This window comes from Streptococcus sp. SR4 (assembly GCF_000517725.1).
Lineage (GTDB): Bacteria > Bacillota > Bacilli > Lactobacillales > Streptococcaceae > Streptococcus > Streptococcus salivarius_F.
In genome coordinates, this window is the sequence record NZ_AZYW01000070.1 from 61,475 (window position 1) to 82,776 (window position 21,302).

Annotated in this window: 23 protein-coding genes and 1 tRNA gene; 4 read left to right on the top strand and 20 right to left on the bottom strand. The window is 39.1% G+C overall.

The window, feature by feature from the left end; all coding sequences use genetic code 11:
* Positions 1-154: 154 nt before the first annotated feature.
* Entirely contained in the window at positions 155-1,762 is a 1,608-nt protein-coding gene (locus HMPREF1519_RS09675) for a ribonuclease Y (RefSeq protein WP_022495979.1), read from the bottom strand.
* Positions 1,763-1,905: 143 nt separating this feature from the next.
* Here HMPREF1519_RS09675 and HMPREF1519_RS09680 point away from each other — a divergent pair, with 143 nt between their 5' ends.
* Positions 1,906-2,388: an S-ribosylhomocysteine lyase gene (locus tag HMPREF1519_RS09680; RefSeq protein ID WP_002885585.1), complete on the top strand. Its 483-nt coding sequence runs from the start codon at positions 1,906-1,908 to the stop codon at positions 2,386-2,388.
* A 28-nt stretch (positions 2,389-2,416) separates the two neighbouring features.
* Here the strand turns inward: HMPREF1519_RS09680 and HMPREF1519_RS09685 are convergent, their stop codons facing one another.
* The 14 genes from HMPREF1519_RS09685 to HMPREF1519_RS09750 form a co-directional block, all read right to left on the bottom strand.
* Complete coding sequence (locus HMPREF1519_RS09685; RefSeq protein WP_002886662.1) at positions 2,417-3,187, bottom strand: acetyl-CoA carboxylase carboxyl transferase subunit alpha; 771 nt, start codon at positions 3,185-3,187, stop codon at positions 2,417-2,419.
* A complete protein-coding gene (accD, locus tag HMPREF1519_RS09690; protein ID WP_022495980.1) occupies positions 3,184-4,050 on the bottom strand; it encodes an acetyl-CoA carboxylase, carboxyltransferase subunit beta in 867 nt (288 codons plus the stop codon). Before accD ends, HMPREF1519_RS09685 begins: the two co-directional genes overlap by 4 nt.
* 5 nt (positions 4,051-4,055) lie before the next feature.
* Positions 4,056-5,426 (bottom strand): acetyl-CoA carboxylase biotin carboxylase subunit, encoded by a 1,371-nt coding sequence (locus HMPREF1519_RS09695; protein WP_002885488.1) that lies wholly within the window; start codon positions 5,424-5,426, stop codon positions 4,056-4,058.
* 118 nt (positions 5,427-5,544) lie between these two features.
* A complete protein-coding gene (gene fabZ / locus HMPREF1519_RS09700; RefSeq protein WP_002885470.1) occupies positions 5,545-5,970 on the bottom strand; it encodes a 3-hydroxyacyl-ACP dehydratase FabZ in 426 nt (141 codons plus the stop codon).
* Entirely contained in the window at positions 5,967-6,461 is a 495-nt protein-coding gene (accB, locus tag HMPREF1519_RS09705; RefSeq protein ID WP_022495981.1) for an acetyl-CoA carboxylase biotin carboxyl carrier protein, read from the bottom strand. The genes fabZ and accB overlap by 4 nt, the downstream gene beginning before the upstream one ends.
* A 3-nt stretch (positions 6,462-6,464) precedes the next feature.
* Positions 6,465-7,697 carry a beta-ketoacyl-ACP synthase II gene (fabF, locus tag HMPREF1519_RS09710; RefSeq protein WP_022495982.1) on the bottom strand — a complete coding sequence of 411 codons (1,233 nt, stop codon included), beginning with the start codon at positions 7,695-7,697 and terminating at the stop codon, positions 6,465-6,467.
* A 60-nt stretch (positions 7,698-7,757) separates the two neighbouring features.
* Entirely contained in the window at positions 7,758-8,492 is a 735-nt protein-coding gene (fabG, locus tag HMPREF1519_RS09715; RefSeq protein WP_002885572.1) for a 3-oxoacyl-[acyl-carrier-protein] reductase, read from the bottom strand.
* A 12-nt stretch (positions 8,493-8,504) separates the two neighbouring features.
* Positions 8,505-9,425 carry an ACP S-malonyltransferase gene (gene fabD, locus HMPREF1519_RS09720; RefSeq protein ID WP_022495983.1) on the bottom strand — a complete coding sequence of 307 codons (921 nt, stop codon included), beginning with the start codon at positions 9,423-9,425 and terminating at the stop codon, positions 8,505-8,507.
* Between the two features lie 23 nt (positions 9,426-9,448).
* Entirely contained in the window at positions 9,449-10,414 is a 966-nt protein-coding gene (gene fabK, locus HMPREF1519_RS09725; protein ID WP_022495984.1) for an enoyl-[acyl-carrier-protein] reductase FabK, read from the bottom strand.
* 106 nt (positions 10,415-10,520) lie between these two features.
* Positions 10,521-10,745: an acyl carrier protein gene (locus HMPREF1519_RS09730; RefSeq protein ID WP_002885495.1), complete on the bottom strand. Its 225-nt coding sequence runs from the start codon at positions 10,743-10,745 to the stop codon at positions 10,521-10,523.
* A gap of 63 nt (positions 10,746-10,808) precedes the next feature.
* The gene (locus HMPREF1519_RS09735) at positions 10,809-11,771 is read right to left on the bottom strand and encodes a beta-ketoacyl-ACP synthase III (protein WP_037612035.1); all 963 of its coding nucleotides are present in this window, start codon (positions 11,769-11,771) and stop codon (positions 10,809-10,811) included.
* A complete protein-coding gene (fabT, locus tag HMPREF1519_RS09740) occupies positions 11,771-12,205 on the bottom strand; it encodes a fatty acid biosynthesis transcriptional regulator FabT (protein ID WP_002885562.1) in 435 nt (144 codons plus the stop codon). Before fabT ends, HMPREF1519_RS09735 begins: the two co-directional genes overlap by 1 nt.
* 104 nt (positions 12,206-12,309) lie before the next feature.
* Positions 12,310-13,101: an enoyl-CoA hydratase gene (locus tag HMPREF1519_RS09745; RefSeq protein ID WP_002885566.1), complete on the bottom strand. Its 792-nt coding sequence runs from the start codon at positions 13,099-13,101 to the stop codon at positions 12,310-12,312.
* 210 nt (positions 13,102-13,311) lie between these two features.
* On the bottom strand, positions 13,312-13,950 hold the full coding sequence (locus HMPREF1519_RS09750; RefSeq protein ID WP_022495986.1) for an HAD family hydrolase: 639 nt from the start codon (positions 13,948-13,950) through the stop codon (positions 13,312-13,314).
* 130 nt (positions 13,951-14,080) lie between these two features.
* Here HMPREF1519_RS09750 and HMPREF1519_RS09755 point away from each other — a divergent pair, with 130 nt between their 5' ends.
* Entirely contained in the window at positions 14,081-15,439 is a 1,359-nt protein-coding gene (locus HMPREF1519_RS09755) for an aspartate kinase (protein ID WP_022495987.1), read from the top strand.
* Positions 15,440-15,590: 151 nt separating this feature from the next.
* On the opposite strand, the gene asnA is transcribed toward HMPREF1519_RS09755, so the two are convergent.
* Together asnA and rlmD are read right to left on the bottom strand one after the other, a co-directional pair.
* Positions 15,591-16,583 carry an aspartate--ammonia ligase gene (asnA, locus tag HMPREF1519_RS09760; RefSeq protein ID WP_004181885.1) on the bottom strand — a complete coding sequence of 331 codons (993 nt, stop codon included), beginning with the start codon at positions 16,581-16,583 and terminating at the stop codon, positions 15,591-15,593.
* A gap of 109 nt (positions 16,584-16,692) precedes the next feature.
* Entirely contained in the window at positions 16,693-18,048 is a 1,356-nt protein-coding gene (rlmD, locus tag HMPREF1519_RS09765; RefSeq protein WP_022495988.1) for a 23S rRNA (uracil(1939)-C(5))-methyltransferase RlmD, read from the bottom strand.
* A gap of 34 nt (positions 18,049-18,082) precedes the next feature.
* On the opposite strand from rlmD, the gene recX reads away from it, so the two are divergent.
* A complete protein-coding gene (gene recX / locus HMPREF1519_RS09770; RefSeq protein WP_022495989.1) occupies positions 18,083-18,859 on the top strand; it encodes a recombination regulator RecX in 777 nt (258 codons plus the stop codon).
* 70 nt (positions 18,860-18,929) lie between these two features.
* Positions 18,930-19,463, top strand: coding sequence for a nucleoside tri-diphosphate phosphatase (gene ntdP, locus HMPREF1519_RS09775; protein ID WP_002886644.1), 534 nt, complete (start codon positions 18,930-18,932; stop codon positions 19,461-19,463).
* A 29-nt stretch (positions 19,464-19,492) separates the two neighbouring features.
* Here the strand turns inward: ntdP and HMPREF1519_RS09780 are convergent, their stop codons facing one another.
* The 3 genes from HMPREF1519_RS09780 to HMPREF1519_RS09790 all read right to left on the bottom strand — a co-directional run bounded on the left by HMPREF1519_RS09780 (position 19,493) and on the right by HMPREF1519_RS09790 (position 21,299).
* Positions 19,493-20,152 carry a DUF1803 domain-containing protein gene (locus HMPREF1519_RS09780; protein ID WP_004181883.1) on the bottom strand — a complete coding sequence of 220 codons (660 nt, stop codon included), beginning with the start codon at positions 20,150-20,152 and terminating at the stop codon, positions 19,493-19,495.
* A 54-nt stretch (positions 20,153-20,206) separates the two neighbouring features.
* Complete coding sequence (locus HMPREF1519_RS09785) at positions 20,207-21,139, bottom strand: manganese-dependent inorganic pyrophosphatase (protein WP_022495991.1); 933 nt, start codon at positions 21,137-21,139, stop codon at positions 20,207-20,209.
* An 88-nt stretch (positions 21,140-21,227) separates the two neighbouring features.
* Positions 21,228-21,299: transfer RNA gene (locus tag HMPREF1519_RS09790), tRNA-Glu, on the bottom strand.
* Positions 21,300-21,302: the final 3 nt, after the last annotated feature.

A 21,302-nucleotide genomic window follows, 5' to 3' on the forward strand; every position in this document is an offset into this window, starting at 1 on the left:
AACTAAAATCAGTCAAAAAAAATCAAAATATTTCATTACAAAACACTAATCTACCAAAATGACGCAATTTGATAAGAAAGTTCTTACATTTTCAAAAAGAATACAACCTTTCAGTATAAGTGCAAAAAAAAAAAAGCCTTGCGGCTCTCTTATCTTATTTGGCATAGTCAACCGAGCGGAATTCACGAATGACTGTAACCTTAATATTTCCTGGGTAATCCAAATTCTTCTCAATTTGTTCACGTACCTTGTGAGACAAGATCGTAACTTCATCATCAGAGATTTTGTTTGGATGAACCATAATACGAATCTCACGACCAGCTTGAAGGGCGAAGCTTGTTTGAACACCATCAAAGCTTGATGCAATTTCTTCCAAATCACGAAGGCGTTTGACGTAATTCTCAACAGATTCATTACGAGCCCCTGGACGAGCCGAACTCAAAGCATCTGCTGCAGCTACAATAACTGCAATGACGCTCTCAGGTTCTACATCGCCATGGTGGCTGGCAATAGCGTTAACCACAACTGGATGTTCTTTGTACTTACGTGCAAACTCAGCACCAATCTCTACGTGGCTACCTTCGACTTCTTTGTCAATGGCTTTCCCCATATCGTGAAGGAAACCAGCACGACGAGCTAGGGCAACATTTTCACCCAATTCACCAGCCATGATACCTGCTAGTTTACCAACTTCAACTGAGTGACGAAGTACGTTTTGACCATACGACGTACGGAACTGCAAGCGTCCCATAATCTTGATCAAATCAGGGTGAAGATTCATAGCGCCAATTTCGTAGGCTGCCTCTTCACCATATTCACGGATACGGTTATCCATTTCCTGACGGCTCTTCTCAACCAACTCTTCAATACGAGCTGGATGAATGCGTCCATCCTTAATCAAGGCTTCGAGAGTCATACGTGCAATTTCACGACGAACGGGATCGAAACCAGAAAGGACAACCACTTCTGGAGTATCGTCAATAATAACGTCAATACCTGTTAGACTTTCAAGCGTACGGATGTTACGCCCCTCACGTCCAATGATACGACCTTTCATATTGTCATCTGGAAGGTGAACAGTAGTTACTGTTTGTTCAGTAACATAATCTCCAGCCAAGCGTTGCATAGCTTGCGCCAACACGTTTTTGGCTTTCTTATCAACAGTATCTTTAACCTGTGCTTCTGCATCTTTGATACGTGTTGCAATCTCATGAGTCAGATTATTCTCAGTCTCCGTTAAGATTACCTCACGCGCTTCTGCAATGGTCATTTGACCAACACGTTCAAGTTCAGCCTGCTTCTCAGCCTCCAACTGAGTCACATTCTCTTCACGCTCATTAAGATGTTTAGATTTGTCAGCAAGACTCTGCTCTTTCTTCTCGAGGGCAAGTTCTTTACTTGATAGATTTTCATCCTTACGATCAAGGCTAGTGGCACGTTCTGTCAAACGATTTTCCATCTGTTTAAGCTCTTGACGTTCAGATTTGAATTCTTTTTCAATATCTTCTCGATATTTTCTAGCTTCCTCTTTTGCTTCTAACAAGAACTCTTTACGTTGAGCCTTACTCTCGCGTTCAGCAGTCACACGCAGATGATCTGCATCATGCTCTGCCTGACTACGAAGGTTCACAGCGTCTTGTTCTGCCTTTAGCAAGGTAGTTTCTGCTTGTTCCTTAGCTTTGCTAAGTTTAATAGAAATTGCTAAATATCCAACGACTAAACCAATGAGTGCAAAGACAACTAAAATTATCATGTTTATCATGTCTTTACCTCAACTTTTCTAAGGTTTCCCTAAAGAAAACCGTCTTCTAGTGTATCATATTTATAGCGATTTCTCAAATATATACTAGAACTTTAAACTGATTTTATGGTATCATAACTCTATTAGAATAGGGAGGTATTACCATGCCAAAAGACGTTACTGTTGAAAGTTTTGAACTTGATCACACCATTGTAAAAGCACCTTATGTGCGTCTTATTTCTGAGGAAGTTGGACCTAAAGGAGATATCATTACAAACTTTGATATCCGTTTGATTCAACCTAATGAAAATAGTATTGACACAGGTGGTCTTCACACTATCGAACACCTACTCGCTAAACTGATCCGTCAACGTATCGATGGACTTATTGATTGCTCACCATTTGGTTGCCGTACAGGCTTCCATATGATTATGTGGGGTAAACAAGATCCTACAGAAATTGCTAAAGTTATCAAATCTAGTCTTGAAGCTATTGCTAACGAGATTACATGGGAAGATGTTCCAGGAACTACCATTGAATCTTGTGGTAACTACAAGGATCACAGTCTTCATTCAGCTAAGGAATGGGCTAAACTTATCCTCGAACAAGGTATCTCAGACCAAGCCTTCGAACGTCATACCGTTTAAAAAACATTGGGATATATCCCAATGTTTTTTAGTATTTTCTAAAACGTTGATAACGCGCTTCAAGCAAGTCCTCTGTTGATAATTGGCTTAATTCTGCCAACTCATCTACAATTGCTGTCTTAATTGCTTCAATAATTTCACTTGTAAAGTAACCACGTTCTGGAATCACCTTATCAACGATTCCCATATTAAGCAACTCGCCTGATGTAATCTTCATCAACTCTGCTGCCTCTTCTGAACGTGAGCCATCTTTCCAGAGAATAGTCGCAAACCCTTCCGGACTCAAGATAGAGTAGATGGTATTTTCAAGCATCCAAACCTTATCGGCTACCGCCAAGGCAAGAGCTCCTCCCGAACCACCTTCACCAATGATGATGGCAATAATTGGCACCTTAAGATCACTCATTTCCATAAGGTTACGCGCAATTGCCTCACCTTGTCCACGTTCCTCTGCTCCAACACCAGGATAAGCACCTGCAGTATTGATAAAGGTAACAACTGGACGTCCAAACTTTTCAGCCTGTTTCATGAGGCGAAGAGCCTTACGATAGCCCTCTGGATGAGGTTGCCCAAAGTTACGGTTAAGGTTATCTTGTAGGTTTCTACCTTTTTGGATACCCACTACAGTAACCGCTTGGCCATTTAAACGACCAATACCACCAATAATGGCACCATCGTCACGGAAATTACGGTCGCCATGAAGTTCGATAAAGTCATCGAAGATTCCTTGGGCAAAGTCCAAAGCAGTTAAACGGCCTTGGTCACGCGCTTCTTTTAAAATACGTGCTACGTCGCTCATTGAACACCTCCATGGAATGATAAGAGTGTGGCAATGGTATCAGCCAACTCTGTACGTTTAACAATGGCATCAACAAAACCATGTTCTTGAAGGAACTCAGCCTTTTGGAAATCATCTGGCAAAGTTTCGCGAACTGTGTTTTCAATAACACGACGACCTGCGAAACCAATCAAGGTTTGTGGCTCAGCTAAGATGATATCACCTTCCATGGCGAAACTTGCTGTAACTCCACCAGTTGTTGGATCTGTCAATACAGTCAAATACAACAAGCCAGCATTCGAATGACGTTTTACAGCGGCTGAAATCTTGGCCATCTGCATCAAACTCATGATTCCTTCTTGCATACGGGCACCACCAGATGCTGTAAAAATAACAACTGGAAGTTTTTTTTCAATCGCATGTTCAAAGAGCTGGGTGATTTTTTCACCAACAACAGTTCCCATTGAAGCCATGATAAAGTTAGAATCCATAATAGCTAAGGCTGTTCTTTGTCCCTTGATAGTTGCAACGCCTGTCACAACTGCTTCATCAAGACCCGTTTTTTCCTTGGTTGCCGCTAATTTCTCCATATAACCTGGGAAATTCAATGGATTTTTGGTTTCAATTCCTGTAAAAAGTTCCTGGAAAGAACCCTCATCAACCGTTAAATCGAGACGTTCTTTAGCGGAAATACGGAAGGTATAAGAACAATTTGGACAGATTTTAGCTTGTCCCAAGTCCTTTTGATAAATAGCTTGTTTACAACCAGGACATTTGGCAAAAAGTTCATCTGGAACTTCTGGCACTTGGTGATCAACCCCATTACGTACAGAACGGTTAGGATTGATACGGATATACTTTTCTTTTCGATCAAATAATCCCATAAACTTTATTCCTCACGATTCTGATAATCTGGTAGGAAGGTCTCCATCAAGAAGGAAGTATCATAATCCCCAGCGATAACGCTACGATCCGAAATCAAATCCAACTGGAAGTCAGCATTAGTCACAACACCATCGATTTCGAGCTCGTAAAGGGCACGTTGCATCTTCATGAGTGCCTCAAATCGATTTTCTCCATGAACAATGATTTTAGCAATCATTGAATCATAGTAAGGTGGAATAGTATAGCCAGGATAGACTGCACTGTCTACACGAAGACCAACACCACCACTAGGTAGGTAGAGATTGCTAATTTTCCCTGGACTAGGTGCAAAGTTGAACTTAGGATTTTCTGCATTGATACGACACTCAATAGCATGTCCCTTGATTTCAATATCATCTTGGGTCACAGAGAGTTTTTCACCTGCGGCAATACGGATTTGTTCTTTAACAATATCCACACCACTTACAAATTCTGTAACTGGGTGCTCAACTTGAACACGGGTATTCATTTCCATGAAATAGAACTGACCTGTTTTTTCATCAAGAAGGAACTCGATAGTACCCGCATTTTCATAATTTACAGCCTTAGCGGCACGGACAGCTGCAGAACCAATTTCGTGACGAAGAGTCTTACCAATAGCAACTGAAGGTGATTCTTCCAAGACCTTTTGGTTATTACGTTGAAGAGAGCAATCACGCTCACCTAGGTGAACAATGTTACCGTAGCTATCTCCCAAAATTTGAACCTCGATATGACGAGCTGGGTAAATAACTTTTTCAATATACATCGCCCCATTACCAAAGGCTGCTTTAGCTTCTTGTGACGCAGATTCGAAAGCTGGAGCTAACTCTTCTTCAGTGTTAACCTTACGAATCCCCTTACCGCCACCACCGGCAGAAGCCTTAAGCATCACTGGGTAACCAAGACGGTTGGCAACTTCCAAAGCCTCCTCAGCTGTAAAGACTTCACCATCTGAACCAGGAATTACAGGGACATTAGCCTTAATCATTTCAGCACGGGCATTGATTTTGTCACCCATCTTGTCCATGACTTCGCCTGAAGGACCAATAAACTTGATGTTCATTTCTTCACAGAGAGTGGCAAATTTAGAGTTTTCACTCAAGAAACCAAACCCTGGGTGAATAGCTTGAGCCTCAGTCACAATAGCAGCTGATAGGACACGATTCATATTTAAATAAGAATCCGTTGATTTTGCAGGCCCGATACAAATAGCTTCATCAGCAAGCATAGTATGGAGAGAATCCTTATCTGCTTCAGAATAAATAGCAACCGTTTGGATACCCAATTCACGCGCTGCACGGATAATACGCACTGCAATTTCACCACGATTGGCAATCAATAATTTTTTAAACATAAAACAAGATAACATCAGACATTTTTTGATAGTCTGTGTTGATTTCCTTTCTATGTGATAGACCAATGTCTAAAGAAAAATCCTTTCCGACTGTCGCCAGAAGGATTTTCACAAAACATTAGCTTCCAATAGCAAAAGTCAAAGTACCTGATGCAGCAAGTTTACCATCGACTTCAGCCTTAGCTTCAACAACAGCAATTGTTCCACGACGCTTAACAAACTTAGCTGTCATAACAAGTTGGTCACCAGGAACCACTTGTTTTTTAAATTTAACCTTATCCATACCTGCGTAAAAGACTAATTTGCCCTTATTTTCAGGTTTAGACAATTCAAGAACACCAGCTGTTTGCGCAAGAGCTTCCATGATAAGAACGCCAGGCATAACTGGGTATTGAGGAAAATGTCCATTAAAGAAAGGTTCATTGATCGTTACATTTTTAATAGCTGTGATTTCGTCTTCTGAAACTTCTAGCACACGGTCAACCAAAAGCATTGGATAACGGTGTGGTAAAGCTTCACGAATAGCATTAATATCAATTGTCATTTGATGCGTACCAATCCTTTTCCGTAGTCAACAACTTCTTCATTTGCTACCAAGATTTCAGTAATAACACCATCTTTAGGTGCTGGCACTTCATTCATAACCTTCATCGCTTCAACGATAAGAAGAGTTTGACCTTTCTTAACAGTGTCTCCAACAGAAACAAAGGCTGGTTTTTCAGGTGATGGAGACAAGTAAGCCACACCGACAAGTGGACTTTCAACCACTTCTCCTTCAGCAGCTTGAGGTGGTGCAGAAGCTTCTTCAACTGGTGTTGCTGGAGTTTCAACAGCAGCAGGTGCTGCTACTGGAGCAACCGGAGCCTGGGGAGCTGGCGCAACTACTTCAACTGTAGGAGCTACTGGGGCAGCTGTTACTGAACTTGTTTGATTTTTGCTCAAGTTCAATTCTTCACCATTGTTTTTGTATGAAAATTCACGCAAAGTTGATGCATCAAATTGAGCCAACAAATCTTTGATTTCAGAAATATTCATGAATTAAGCCTCCCAACGTTTAAAGGCAAGAACAGCATTGTGTCCACCAAAACCGAAAGTATTTGAAATTGCGTACTCAATATCAGCTTCTTGACCTTCACCATAAACAACATTAGCTTCGATGTAGTCAGACAATTCTTTTGTACCAGCAGTTTTCGGTACATAACTATGACGAATAGCTTCGATTGTTGCAATAGCTTCAACCGCACCAGCAGCACCTAGCAAGTGACCTGTAAATGATTTAGTAGATGAAACTGGAACATCTTTACCAAGTACAGAAACAATGGCACCACTTTCACCTTTTTCATTGGCAGGTGTTGATGTCCCGTGAGCATTAACATAATCAACATCTTCAGGTTTGATACCAGCTTCATTGATAGCCAATTTAATTGCTTTAGCAGCACCAGAACCGTCTGGAGTTGGTGTTGTCATGTGGTAGGCATCACAGTTTGATCCGTAACCAACAATCTCAGCCAAGATGTTAGCACCACGTTTTTGAGCATGTTCCAAGCTTTCGATAACGAGAACCCCTGCACCTTCACCCATAACAAAACCATTACGGTCTTTATCAAATGGAATTGATGAACGTTCTGGATCCTCTGTTGTTGAAAGTGCTGTAAGAGCATTGAAACCACCGATACCAATCTTAGTGATTGAAGCTTCAGCACCACCAGCCAAGACAACATCATGCAAACCGAATTTAATTTCACGGAAGGCCTCACCGATTGCATCATTGGCAGAGGCACAAGCAGTTGTCACGGATTTACATACCCCTTGAGCACCAATTTTAAGAGCAATGTTACCAGCACCCATGTTTGAGAGTGCTTTAGGGATAAACATTGGTTTGATACGTTTCATACCACGTTCGTGCATACGAATGATTTGATCTTCAAGTTCTTGGAGACCACCGATACCAGATGACACGATAACACCAACACGATCACGATCTTCTTCTTCCATGTTAAGTCCTGAAGTTTCAAGAGCTTCCATAGCAGCATAAATCGCATAAAGTGAGTAAGTGTCCATACGATTAGTATCTTTTTTCACAAAGTATTTATCGAACGGGAAATCTTGGATTTCACCAGCGTTAAAGACTGGAATTTCAGAAGCATCAAACTTAGTAATTGGCTTAATACCAATTTTACCGTCATGAAGACTGTTCCAAAATTCTTCTGGTGTATTACCGATTGGTGAGGTCACGCCGTAACCTGTAACAACAACACGATTTGTAGACATATATATTCTCCTTTTGTCGGATGGATATTCTAGTAAATGATTTTTGATATTGAAAATCAATTATTGCATGGTCATACCACCATCAATAGCGATGGTTTGACCTGTGAGATATTCTTGACTAGCCAAGAATGCTGCAACTTCTGCCACTTCTTCTGCTTGACCAATACGTTTCATTGGTACTTGAGCAATCATAGCATCTTTCATTTTCTCTGGAATAGCGTCAGTCATATCTGATTCAATGAAACCAGGAGCGATAGCATTGACACGGACACCACGGGCCGCAACTTCACGCGCTACTGATTTAGTGAAACCAATCAAACCAGCTTTTGAAGCTGCATAGTTAGCTTGACCAATATTCCCCATAAGACCTACAACAGATGACATATTGATGATGGCACCTTGACGCGCCTTAGACATTGGTTTCAAGACAGCTTGTGTCATATTGAAGGCACCAGTCAAGTTGATTTTCAAGACACGTTCAAAATCTTCTTCAGTCATCTTCAACATCAACTTATCGTTAGTGATACCAGCATTATTAACTAGCACGTCAACACTACCAAGCTTTTCAATAGCTTCCGCAACCATACGTTTAGCATCTTCGCCATTAGAAATATCACCTGAGATACCAACAACAGTTACACCATAGTCTGCAAACTGTGCAAGCAAGTCCTCAGAAATTTCAGAACGTCCATTTAGGACAACGTTGGCACCAAGACTAGCAAACTTATGTGCCACAGCTAATCCAATTCCACGTGTTGAACCTGTTACAAAAACATTTTTATTCTTAAGTTCCATGTTTACCTCGTTTTAAGCATTAAGAAGGGCATCAAGACTAGCTTGATCTTCAACATTATGAGTCGGAAGAGTTTTGTCAATCTTCTTCAAGAAACCTGACAAGACCTTACCTGGACCAATCTCAATCACTTCATCTACACCAAATTCTTGAATAGTCGCGATTGAATCGTAAAAACGTACAGGTTCCATCACCTGACGAGCCAAAAGTGCCTTAACATCTTCTGACTTCATGATTTGAGCTTCAGTATTACCTACCAAAGGAAGCTTAAAGTCAGTGAATGACACTTTCTCAAGTTCTGCTGCCAATTTTTGACTAGCTGATTCAAGTAAAGCTGTATGGAACGGTCCTGAAACATTAAGAGGAATCAGACGTTTAGCACCAGCTTCTTTAAGCAATTCCACAGCATAATCAACAGCCTCAACTTCACCACCAATAACAATTTGTGCTGGAGTATTATAGTTAGCAGGCGTTACTACACCCTTTTCAGATGCTTTTTGACAGATTTCTTCAATCAAACTTGGATCTGTATTCATGACTGCAACCATTTTCCCACTTCCAGCAGGAGCCGCTGTTTCCATGAATTCTCCACGTTTAGCAACCAAGGCTACCGCATCCTCAAATGAGAGTGCTCCAGCCGCAACTAGGGCAGAATATTCACCCAAAGAGAGGCCGGCAACAATATCAGGAGTGATACCATTTTCTGCCAAGAGACGATAAATGGCTACTGACGTTGTCAAAATAGCTGGTTGAGTATAGCGTGTCTGATTAAGTTTTTCTTCGTTAGAATCAATCAATTCACGCAAATCATAACCTAGAATACGACTAGCCGTATCAAATGTCTCTTTGACAACGGGATAAGCCGCATACAAATCGCTCGCCATGCCCAATTTCTGAGCCCCTTGACCAGCAAATAAGAACGCACGTTTTGTCACTATCCTAATCCTTTCGACGTTTTTTAGACGTTTACATCTGCCCAACGAGCAGCTTCTTCTTTAATCACCTTGGCAGCACCTGTGTAAAGGTCTTCCAAGATTTCTGCACACGTTTCTTCTTTACGAACAAGACCTGCAATTTGTCCAGCCATGACTGAACCATATTCCACATCTCCATCAACTACCGCGTTACGAAGGGCACCTGCACCAAGTTCTTCAATTTCCTCTTGAGTTTTCTTACCAGCCAAGAAATCTTTTTCAGCTTGGTTATATTCTGTAGCCAATTTATTCTTAATCGCACGAACTGGGTGTCCAACAACAGAAGCTGAAATAACAGTATCGATATCTTTAGCCTTCAAAATCTTATCTTTGAAGTTTTGGTGAGCATTAGATTCCTTAGCAACAGCGAAACGCGTACCAACCTGAACAGCTTCTGCTCCAAGCATAAGAACAGCAGCCATACCACGTCCATCAGCAACACCACCAGCACCAATAACTGGGATAGATACCGCATCCGCAACCTGGCGAACAAGAGCCATAGTTGTCAATTTACCGATGTGACCACCAGCTTCCATACCTTCTGCGACAACAGCATCAGCACCAAGTTTTTCCATACGCTTAGCAAGTGCAACTGATGGAATAACTGGAATAACTGTGATACCTGCTTCGTGGAAGCGTTCCATGTATTTACCTGGGTTTCCAGCACCTGTTGTAACAACCTTAACACCCTCTTCGATAACGAGGTCAACGATGTCATCTGCAAATGGTGACAAAAGCATGATATTAACACCGAATGGTTTGTCAGTGATTTGTTTCACTCTATCGATATTAGCTTTTACCACTTCTTTAGGGGCATTACCACCACCAATAATTCCGAGTCCACCAGCATTTGAAACGGCACCTGCTAGATCACCATCAGCGACCCAAGCCATACCACCTTGGAAGATTGGATATTTAATTCCTAACTGTTCTGTAATACGAGATTTCATTTTTCACCTTTTTTTCGATTTTCTAATCAAATAAATAGTTTAATAATCAAAGTAATTGTATAAACAAAGGAGAATATCCCAAATAAGAATATTCTCTATGCCCTGCTTATTTAGTTTTTTCTTCTACGTAAGCAACAAGGTCACCAACAGTGTTAAGACCTTCTTCAGTTTCGATTTGGATATCGAATTCATCTTCGATTTCTGAGATAACTTGGAATACATCAAGTGAGTCAGCATCAAGTTCGTCAAAAGTAGTTTCTACTTTTACTTCTTCTGCGTCTTTCCCAAGTTCTTCAACGATGATTTCTTGTACTTTTTCAAATACTGCCATTTTAATTTCTCCTTTAAGATAAATATATTTCTTATAATCTATGCTGGTGCATAATTTATATAACTAGATTTTAACAATAAGACTGCCCCATGTCAAACCCCCACCAAAACCTGATAAAAGAATTGTTTGACCGCTGTCTAATTTTAAGGTCCCATTTGCCACGTTTTCAGAAAGCAAAATTGGGATACTTGCCGCACTGGTATTACCGTAAGACATCATGTTTGCCAAGAATTTATCACGACTGACATCGATTTTCTTAGCCATAATATCCAAAATACGAATGTTAGCTTGATGAAGCAGGAAGTAATCAGGTTCACCTTTTTCTTCAACCAAGGCCTTAATGCTCTTTGAAACTGTCTTAACGGCAAAATCAAAGATCGCTTTCCCATCCATTTGCATATAGGGATTAGGCTGATCAGACTCATCTGAATAAGGCGAGATAACTGCAGAGGCTCCTGACTCAAGACCACCCTTGCTACCATCGGTATTCAAAGATTCTCCGAAGAAATGTTCTTCTTCAGTTTCTTCCAGGAGGACTCCGCCAGCACCATCTCCAAAGAGGACAGCTGTTGTACGGTCAGACCAGTCTAAAGTTTTAGAAAGGACTTCCGCACCAATAACTAGACCTTTTTTGTAGACACCTGACTTAATCAATTTTTCTGCTGTTGCCAAGGCAAAGACGAAACCACTACATGCTGCAGTAATGTCAAAAGCAAAAGCATTGACTGCACCGATTGCTCCTTGAACTCGAGCCGCTACTGACGGCATAGAGCTATCCGGAGAAATCGTTGCAACTAAAACAAAGTCTAGCTCCTCTGGCGATAATCCTGATTTTTCTAATAGCTGATGAGCAACATTGGTGGCTAAATCACTCGTGTTCTCATTCAATGAGATGCGACGTTCCTGAATACCTGTGCGTGAGCGAATCCACTCGTCGCTAGTATCCATGATTTTTGATAGGTCATCATTAGTCACGACCTGAGCAGGTGCATAATGGGCAACCTGACTAATTTTTGCAAATGCCATTATTTCAACTCCTCAAGAAAGGCGTGGAGATTTTCCAATCCCTTGCTCATAACCTTCAATTCCTCGTCGTTAAAGCCTTCTGTAATCCTCATCACCATTGATTTATGAAAACGACGGTGAAGACGATATACCAAACGACCCTTTTTAGAAAGCGATAGATGGACCACACGACGGTCAACTGATGAACGCGTACGGACAATATAACCTTTCTTTTCAAGTTTATTGAGAGAAGTTGTTACAGTACCAAGCGTTAGCATGAGTTCTTTAGCTACTGCACTTGGTGTCGTATCTGGATGTGTACCGATCACATCAATGGTATGCATTTCCTTGAGGGAAACATCGTTAAACTTTGAATTCTTCAAACTTGCTTCTTCGATAATAACTACGTTATTAAAAATATCAACAAGATAGCCATCAATTTTGTCGTAATTCACACCAGACTCCTTTCAATAAAACTTTGACTTTCAAATTATATCAGACTCAAACTAAATTCGCAAGCCCGATTAAAAAACTTTAGTTTTTCTTTTAGAAAATGTGGTTATTTCCCTTGGAATTTAGGTCGACGTCGCTCACTATAAGCACGAACCCCTTCCTTGAAGTCCTCTGTAAAGGCAAGAGATTTTTGCAAGTCAAGTTCCAACTTAGCATAATTTTCCCATCCTGCAAATTCAGATTCCCAAACCATTTCTTTAATAGCTTTGAAGGAGTTCACTGAAGAACGGTTCAATTTTTTAATCAGCTGACTAACTGTTTTTTCAAGTTTTTCTGATTCGACAACCTTATAGGCAATTCCCCAGTCCAAGGCTTTTTCAGCTGATACTGGCTCTCCTGTCATGGTAATTTGAGTCGCACGGTTGATACCAATTGAACGTGTCAAAAGGTAAAGACCTCCAGCGTCAGGTGCCAAACCAACACCTACAAAAGCTTGGATGAATTTAGCCTTATCAGATGCAATGGTAAAGTCTGCTGCAACAGCTAAGTTAGCTGCAGCACCAGCACAAGGTCCATCAACAACCATAATAACTGGCTTAGGCAATTTTTTAAGAGCAAATGAAATTTCATTTACCTGCTCAGCAATACGAACCAAAGACTGCACATCATCTACAGCAACCGCTTTTTGCATTTGATCAAGGTCTCCACCAACAGAAAAGACTTTCCCATTAGCATTGATTACCAAGAATTTTACTGACGCATCTTGATTAGCTTCTTCAATTGCAGCCATAATTTCATCACAAACTGGAATATTAAATCCATTTTGCACTTCTGGACGATTAAGTGTCAAAGTTGCTACTCCCTCTTCAACACTATAAAGAATTGTTTCGTAAGCCATTTTTTACATTCCTCCGATAACTAGTTCCTATATGAAAACCGCATGTTCTTTATGTTTTTATACAATTTTATTTGATGAATAGATAATTTGATTATCAAATCATTCATCATTATTTTCTAGTATACCATAGTCCACCTAAAGGTCAACAGAAACTTAGAGTTTTTTAATTTGATATATCAAAACACCGAGCTCTACAACTCGGTGTCTCTGTTACTCCAATAAGTCCAAAACATCTATGAGGTTATCCAACAAACCTTTGGCTGCTCCCTGATCCATGCCAAAACGATTATCTTTTATGGCCCAGACCTCAACGCCAGCAGCAACGCCAGCAGCAATCCCCTTTTCGCTATCTTCGATAATCAAAGCCTGATTTGCTTCCACGTTCAAATGCTTCAATGCTGTCAGATAAATCTCTGGATTGGGTTTACTCTCTTTAAATTCTTCTCCTGAAAGAACCACATCAAAGAAACCATCCAAATGATTTTCCTCCAAAGCTCTAAGGATATCTGCCTTCACTGAGCTAGAAGCCAAACCTATTTTCAGCCCTCGAGATTTCACTTCATTCAAGACTTTCAAAACATCAGGAAAGATTAATTCTTTGTAGGGTAAGGGGTTGTCTTGTTTATAGGCATTATACTCTTCTTGTAAAGTTGGCACATCCCAGTTATCATAGTCATCTCTGAGAATATTTTCCCAAACTTGCTTAGTATTTCCACCTATAAAGAAAGACGGGGGTAAATGGTCGATTGAAATTCCCTTTTGAGCTAAGAAACTTGCACGTCGATCATAATAATATTTTTCAGTGTCAAAAAGGACACCATCCATATCAAAAATAATTGCCTCTACCACGGGATATCCTCCTCTTTCTTACTTTATTGTACCATAATCATTCTAAATCTTACTCGCTTTTAAAAACAATGTGACAAATTGTCAGAATTTTGCTATAATTGTAGAGTAATTTAAAATTTTTGGAGTAACTATGAAAGTCATCAAATTCGGTGGAAGCTCGCTTGCTTCAGCCACACAATTAGAAAAAGTCTTAAACATTGTAAAATCTGACCCTGAACGTCGCTTTGTCGTTGTCTCTGCCCCAGGTAAACGTAACGATGAAGATACCAAAGTCACAGACGCCTTGATTAAATACTATAAACACTACACAAAGGGTGTTGATGTCAAAGCTGACCAAGAATGGATTATTAACCGCTACCAAGCTATGGTCGATGAGCTAGGCTTCAAATCAACAGAAATGGCGAAGATTGCCAAATCTATCAACGATCTTGCCACTCTTCCGATTGAAGATAATGATTTCCTTTATGATACTTTCCTAGCTGCAGGGGAAGATAATAACGCAAAATTGATCGCTGAATATTTCCGTAATAACGGTATTGAAGCACGTTACGTTCACCCTCGCCAAGCTGGTATTTTTGTCTCAAGCGAACCTGGGAATGCTCGTATCCTTCCAGGAGCCTATGACAAGTTGGAGGAGCTTCGTGAATCAGATGAGGTTCTTGTAATCCCTGGTTTCTTTGGTGTTACCCCTGATAATCAAATTTGTACTTTCTCGCGTGGAGGCTCTGATATCACAGGATCTATCGTTGCAGCGGGTGTGAAAGCTGATTTATACGAAAACTTTACGGATGTAGATGGTATTTTCGCAGCCCATCCTGGGGTTGTCCATGAACCACATTCAATTCCAGAGTTGACTTACAAAGAAATGCGTGAATTGGCTTATGCTGGCTTCTCTGTACTTCATGATGAAGCCCTCCTCCCTGCCTACCGTGGTAAGATTCCGCTCGTTATTAAAAACACAAATAACCCATCTCATCCTGGTACTCGTATTATTCTTGAGCACAAGGGTGCAACAGTTCCTGTCGTTGGTATTGCTAGTGATGACAAATTTGTAAGTATTAATATGAGCAAATACCTTATGAACCGTGAGGTCGGTTTTGGACGTAAGGTGCTTCAAATCTTGGAAGATTTAAACATCCGTTGGGAACACATGCCTTCTGGAATCGATGATCTTTCAATCATTATTCGAGAACGTGAACTTACCCCAATCAAAGAACAAGAAATCCTTTCATACTTGACTCGTGAACTCGGTGTTGATGAAGTTGAAATTGAACATGGCCTTTCAATTCTCATGATTGTTGGTGAAAATATGAAAGACCACATCGGTGTTACAGCGACAGCAGCTAAAGCGCTCTCTGAAAAACATATTAACCTAGAAATGATTTCTCAAGGTTCTAGTGAGGTTTCTGTTATGTTTGTAATTGAAACTGAGCAAGAAAAAGCAGCCGTCAGAGCTCTTTATGATGCCTTTTTCCGTAGTGGCGACTAATCTAAAAACCTATCTCCTTCAGGGGAAAGGTTTTTTCTTTATGAGAAAAACTAAGCCAGCTCTTATCATATCTACTCCAATAGCCAATTCATTAATCAATTATGCATAGCTATTGCAAACCAAAAAACACTAACTTTCGTTAGTGCTTTTTTTACAAGATGTTTTCGTAAGTTTCACGAACGGCATCTGGCCAAACTGAAGTTTGAACCTCACCAATATGTTTCTTACGAAGCAAGAACATAGCCATACGTGATTGACCAATACCTCCACCAATTGTTAGTGGGAAAAGGCCATGTAACAAAGCTTGGTGCCAATCCAATTTCAAACGATCTTGGTCGCCAGTAATTTCAACCTGACGTTTAAGGGCATCTTCATCAACACGAATACCCATTGATGACAATTCAAAAGCATGTCCTAATTGTTCATTCCAAACCAAGATATCTCCATTCAAACCACGGTAACCATTCTCAGACTCAGTTGTCCAGTCATCATAGTCAGGTGCACGACCATCATGTGGTTTTCCATCAGGAAGAACACCACCGATACCAATCAAGAATACAGCACCATATTCCTTGGTAATAGCATCTTCACGCTCTTTTGGTGTCAAATCAGGGTACTTCTCAACAAGCTCTTCTGAATGGATGAAGGTAATTTTCTTAGGTAAAATTGCTTCAATATCGTAACGTGCTTCAACTGCTAGCTCAGTCAAACGAATGACCTTATAAATGGTTTCAACAGTTTCTTTCAAATAAGCGATATTACGATGTCCGTCAGGAATAACTTTTTCCCAGTCCCATTGGTCAACGTAAACAGAGTGCGTTGCATCCAATGAATCTTCATCTGGACGAAGAGCCTTCATATTAACCACAAGCCCTTCACCTTCATTGAAACCAAAACGAGCCAAAGTATGGCGTTTCCATTTTGCTAATGAGTGAACAACTTCGTATGTCGCGTCTGGAATCTGAAGCACATTAACAGTTACAGGATTCTCAATACCGCTCAAATTATCCTGCATACCATCCCCGACCTTACTCAAAATAGGCCCTTGCACTTCAACGACGTCAAGTTTATCAATCAAATACTGTGTAAAAGTATTCTTCACAAAAGAAATTTCCTCTTGTTGATGAATGAAGCTCTTTTTCATACGCTCCTCCTTTAAAAAATCGATAAGCCTATTATACTCCTATTTTTCAGAAAAATAAAGAAATTTTCCAACAATTTTGAAAATTTCTTGTTTTTTATGTTAGGTTTTATCACATTTTCTTAGTTAGCTTCACAACTGCTTCTGTTCGAGCCGTATGAGGAAACATATCTACTGACTGGATATAATTAACATCATAAACTTTAGCCAAAGAAACTAGGTCTCTAGCCAAAGTAGATACATTACATGAAACATATACCATTTTTTCAGGAGTGTAGTCCAGTATCGTTTTAAGTAGCTTATCATCTAAACCAGTTCTAGGGGGATCCACAATAAGAGCATCTGCTCGATACCCTTCCTTGTACCAACGTGGAATGATATCTTCTGCTTTACCCACCTCATAGTGAGCATTTTCCAGTCCAAGTGATTTGGCATTCTTCCTAGCATCCTCAATAGCCTCAGGAATAATATCCATACCTCGAATACTCTTTACCTTATTTGCAAAAGCAAGTCCAATAGTACCAACCCCACAATAAGCATCAATAAGATGTTCAGCCTTATCCACATCCAAAGCTTCAACAGCCTGACCATAGAGTACCTCTGTTTGTTGAGGATTCAACTGGTAAAATGCACGAGGAGAGAGAGCGAAGTTATAGTCCAGTACCTCTTCTTGAATCGTGTCTTGTCCCCAAATAATCTCAGTATCCTGTCCATAAATCTCACTGGATTTCGAATAATTATAATTGACAGCAATTGTTACGATTTCTGGAAAACTTTCCGTCAATTCCTTAACTAATTTTGTGAAAGAAACTGATTTAGAGGTTACAAAAATTAACTGGACCTGATTTGAACCCAAAGCACGTCGTATCATAACAGTACGAATTCCAGCAATTTTGCGCTCATTATAAATTGGTAACTTGTATTTATCTAACAAATTTGTCACCTTATTCATAATGGCTTGAGTTAGCTCATCCTGAACTAGGCAATCATCAATATTAATGAGGCGATGACTCCCTTCCGCAAATAAGCCAGCCTTAACTGAGCCACCAAAAGAACGGGTTTGAAATTGTAGTTTAGCTCGGTAATGTTGTGGTTGCTCCATCCCTATTGTTGGACGAATGTCATATGACTCAAAATTAGCCGGTTTAAACTTCTTCAAGGCTTGTCCTAACAAGTCAGTTTTAAACTCTAATTGCTTATCATAACGAAGATGCATTAACTGGCAACCACCACAGTCTTCATAAATATTACATGCAGGTTCGACACGAAACTTAGAAGGTTTATTAATCTTTAATAATTTCGCCTGAACAAAGTTTCTCTTAACAGAAACAATCTGACAGAACACCTCTTCACCCTTCAAAGCCCCTGGTACAAAAACTAGAGTTTTCTTATAAAAACCAATGCCTTCGCCATTGATTCCCATGCGTTTTATCTTAAGCGGGATACGCTGTTTCACTTGTAAATTCATACTACCATTCTAACATTTTGATATAATAATAACTATGAAAATCACAAAAATCGAGAAGAAAAAGAGACTTTATCTCCTTGAGATAGATAAAAAAGAGAGTCTCTACGTTACAGAAGATACCATCGTTAAATACATGTTGACTAAAGAAATGATACTGGACAAAGATCAACTAGAGGATATTAAATCCTTTGCTCAGTTCTCGCATGGTAAAAACCTAGCTCTCTATTTTATTTCATTTAAACAACGTACTGAGAAAGAAGTAAAAGATTACCTTTTTAAACATGAAATAAACCCTCATATAATTCCCAAAATTATTGATAATCTAAAAAAGAATCATTGGATTGATGATTACAAACTCCTAGAAAGTCTAGCTCAACAAAATCTGAATTCAGGCGATAAAGGGGCCTATGTGCTGAAGCAAAAATGGCTTCAAAAAGGTTGTAACAAACAAATCATTGACGATGTTTTATGCCAATTTGATTTCTCAGAAATAGCCATTAAAGTAGCCTCAAAACTGTTACGAAAATATCAGGGAAAACTACCATCTAAAGCTCTAAAAGATAAATTAACTCAAAGCCTTATCAATAAAGGTTTTTCATTCCAAGAAAGTAAACTAGCAATCGATCATCTAGAACTTGAAGCAGATGAAGAAAATGAGCAAGCTCTACTTTATAAAGAAATTGATAAGCAATATCAAAAATTTAGTAAAAAATACGACGGTTATGAGCTTAAGCAACGCTTGACACAATCTTTAGCCCGAAAAGGTTATGACTTTGATGCGATAGCATCCGCTCTAAGAGAATATTTATAGGTATTCCCCCTCTTTTCAAAAAATTATGATACAATAAAGGGGATAACCCTTATTGTAGAAAGAGGACGCCATGAAATTACCAAAAGAAGGCGACTTTATCACAATTCAAAGTTATAAGCATGATGGTAGTTTGCACCGTACTTGGCGCGATACTATGGTACTAAAGACAACTGAGAATGCTGTTATTGGCGTTAACGACCACACCCTCGTTACTGAAGCAGACGGAAGACGATGGGTAACACGTGAACCTGCTATTGTTTATTTCCACAAAAAATACTGGTTTAATATTATAGCCATGATTAGGGATAACGGCATTTCCTACTACTGCAATTTAGCTAGTCCATATATTTTGGACCAAGAAGCACTAAAATATATTGACTATGACCTAGATGTCAAAGTCTTCGCTGATGGTGAAAAAAAATTGCTAGATGTAGATGAGTATGAAACACATAAAAAAGAAATGCATTACTCTCCTGATATTGACTATATCTTAAAGGAACATGTTAAAATCTTGGTAGATTGGATTAACAATGGTAAGGGGCCATTTTCACAATCTTATGTTAACATCTGGTACAAACGTTATCTTGAACTAAGGAATCGTTAAAGTTGTCATAAAAAAGACTAGTAATGATACTAGTCTTTTTTTGCACTAAAAACTAATGCTTCGGAATCTAAATCCATATTCAAAAGATAACGCCCTTCTTCTACTTGAACAAGATACCCTAATAATTCTAAAGCATCAACAAAAATATTCCTCCTTTTTTGAAGTGCATATTCCTTCCTAACGTATTTTAAAAGAAAAGTTGTAACATGTTTCAAAAAATATTCAGGATTAACATCCCCTAATATATCATATAATCTATTCTGCTCTTCCGATAATGGTAGATTTTCTCTTAATTTATAGAAATAATTTGAAATCGTAAGATCGTCTCTCGTAATACTCGTTTGTTCAATAATAACAACTTCATTAGTAGAATTACTTATCTCAGTAACAAATCTACGATTTAATAGTTCTAAATAACAAGTAGAATCATCATTAATAAAAAAATGCTGTTCTAAATCAATTTTAGAAGAATCCGACACAAGACTAATTAATAAACGGTAACGTTTCTCGAATCGTTCGATATAGCCTTCTTTTACAAACTCCTCAATTAATTTATCGATATTCTTTTGAAAAGGAAACTGCCTTTTTATTGCTCTCAGGGTCACAGGCTGATTAAGATATAGATAATTCACTATTTCCATAAAAAAAGGTTGCTTACATAGTTTGTTTGGGTTAAATTGTATTATCATAAGAAGTATTATACCATTAATCAGAGGACTAAAAAAAGGCCTTATGGCCTAATTTTAAGCATTAAAGCTTTCAGTCAACTGAGGAACTACCTGTTTCTTACGAGAAACAGCTCCTTCAAGGAAAGCATGATTATTTTCTAAAACAAAATTAAAAGCAGCTTCAACCTTATCAGTATTTGAACCAAGTGCAAGAATTTCTGAATTAGAATTAAGAATATCAGTAATCATTAAGACAAAGTCAGAGTAACCATTGTTTTTAATTGAGTTATTAATAGCTTCTTCAATTTCCGCTTGACGAGAAAGAACATCAGAAATATCAACTGTATTAACTTGTGCAACACGAACTTGATTACCATTCAATTCAAATGTTTTTGCATCAATGTCAATGAGTTCTTCAGCAGATTTTGAGGAAAGATTAGTACCAGCTTTAAGCATAGCAAGACCATATTCTTCTAGATTAACAGCAGCAATTTCTGCAAGTTCAGCTGCAACTGCAGGATCTGAAGCATGTGTAGTTGGAGATTTAAGAAGAAGAGTATCTGAAATCAAACCTGACAAAAGCAAACCAGCAACTTCCTTAGGAACTTCAACATTGTTTTCTTTAAACATACGAAAAACAATTGAAGATGCAGATCCAACAGGTTCCAATCGCATCATTAATGGATTAGCAGTTTCAAAGTTAGCCACACGGTGATGGTCGACTACCTCAATAACTTCAACGTCCTTAATATCTGAAATAGATTGTTGAAACTCATTATGGTCTGTAAGAATAACTTGATTAACTCCCTCTGATTGAGCAGACTCAACCACTCGTGGTGCTTCAACACCAAAATAATCAAGAACAAAAGCAGTTTCCTCGTTAGGAGTACCCAAAGCAACAGCTTCAGCATCAACACCAAGTTGACGTTTCAAATAAGCGTATCCATAAGAAGACCCGATTGCATCAGAATCAGGGTTTTGATGACCAAAAACAAAAACTTTAGACATAAATTCACCTCAAAATAGTATTATAAGCTATTATAACATATAAAAAAAAGAAACAAAATAAAAAGAGTAACCTAAGTTACTCGAAATATAGTCCGTACGGGATTCGAACCCGTGTTACCGCCGTGAAAAGGCGGTGTCTTAACCCCTTGACCAACGGACCATC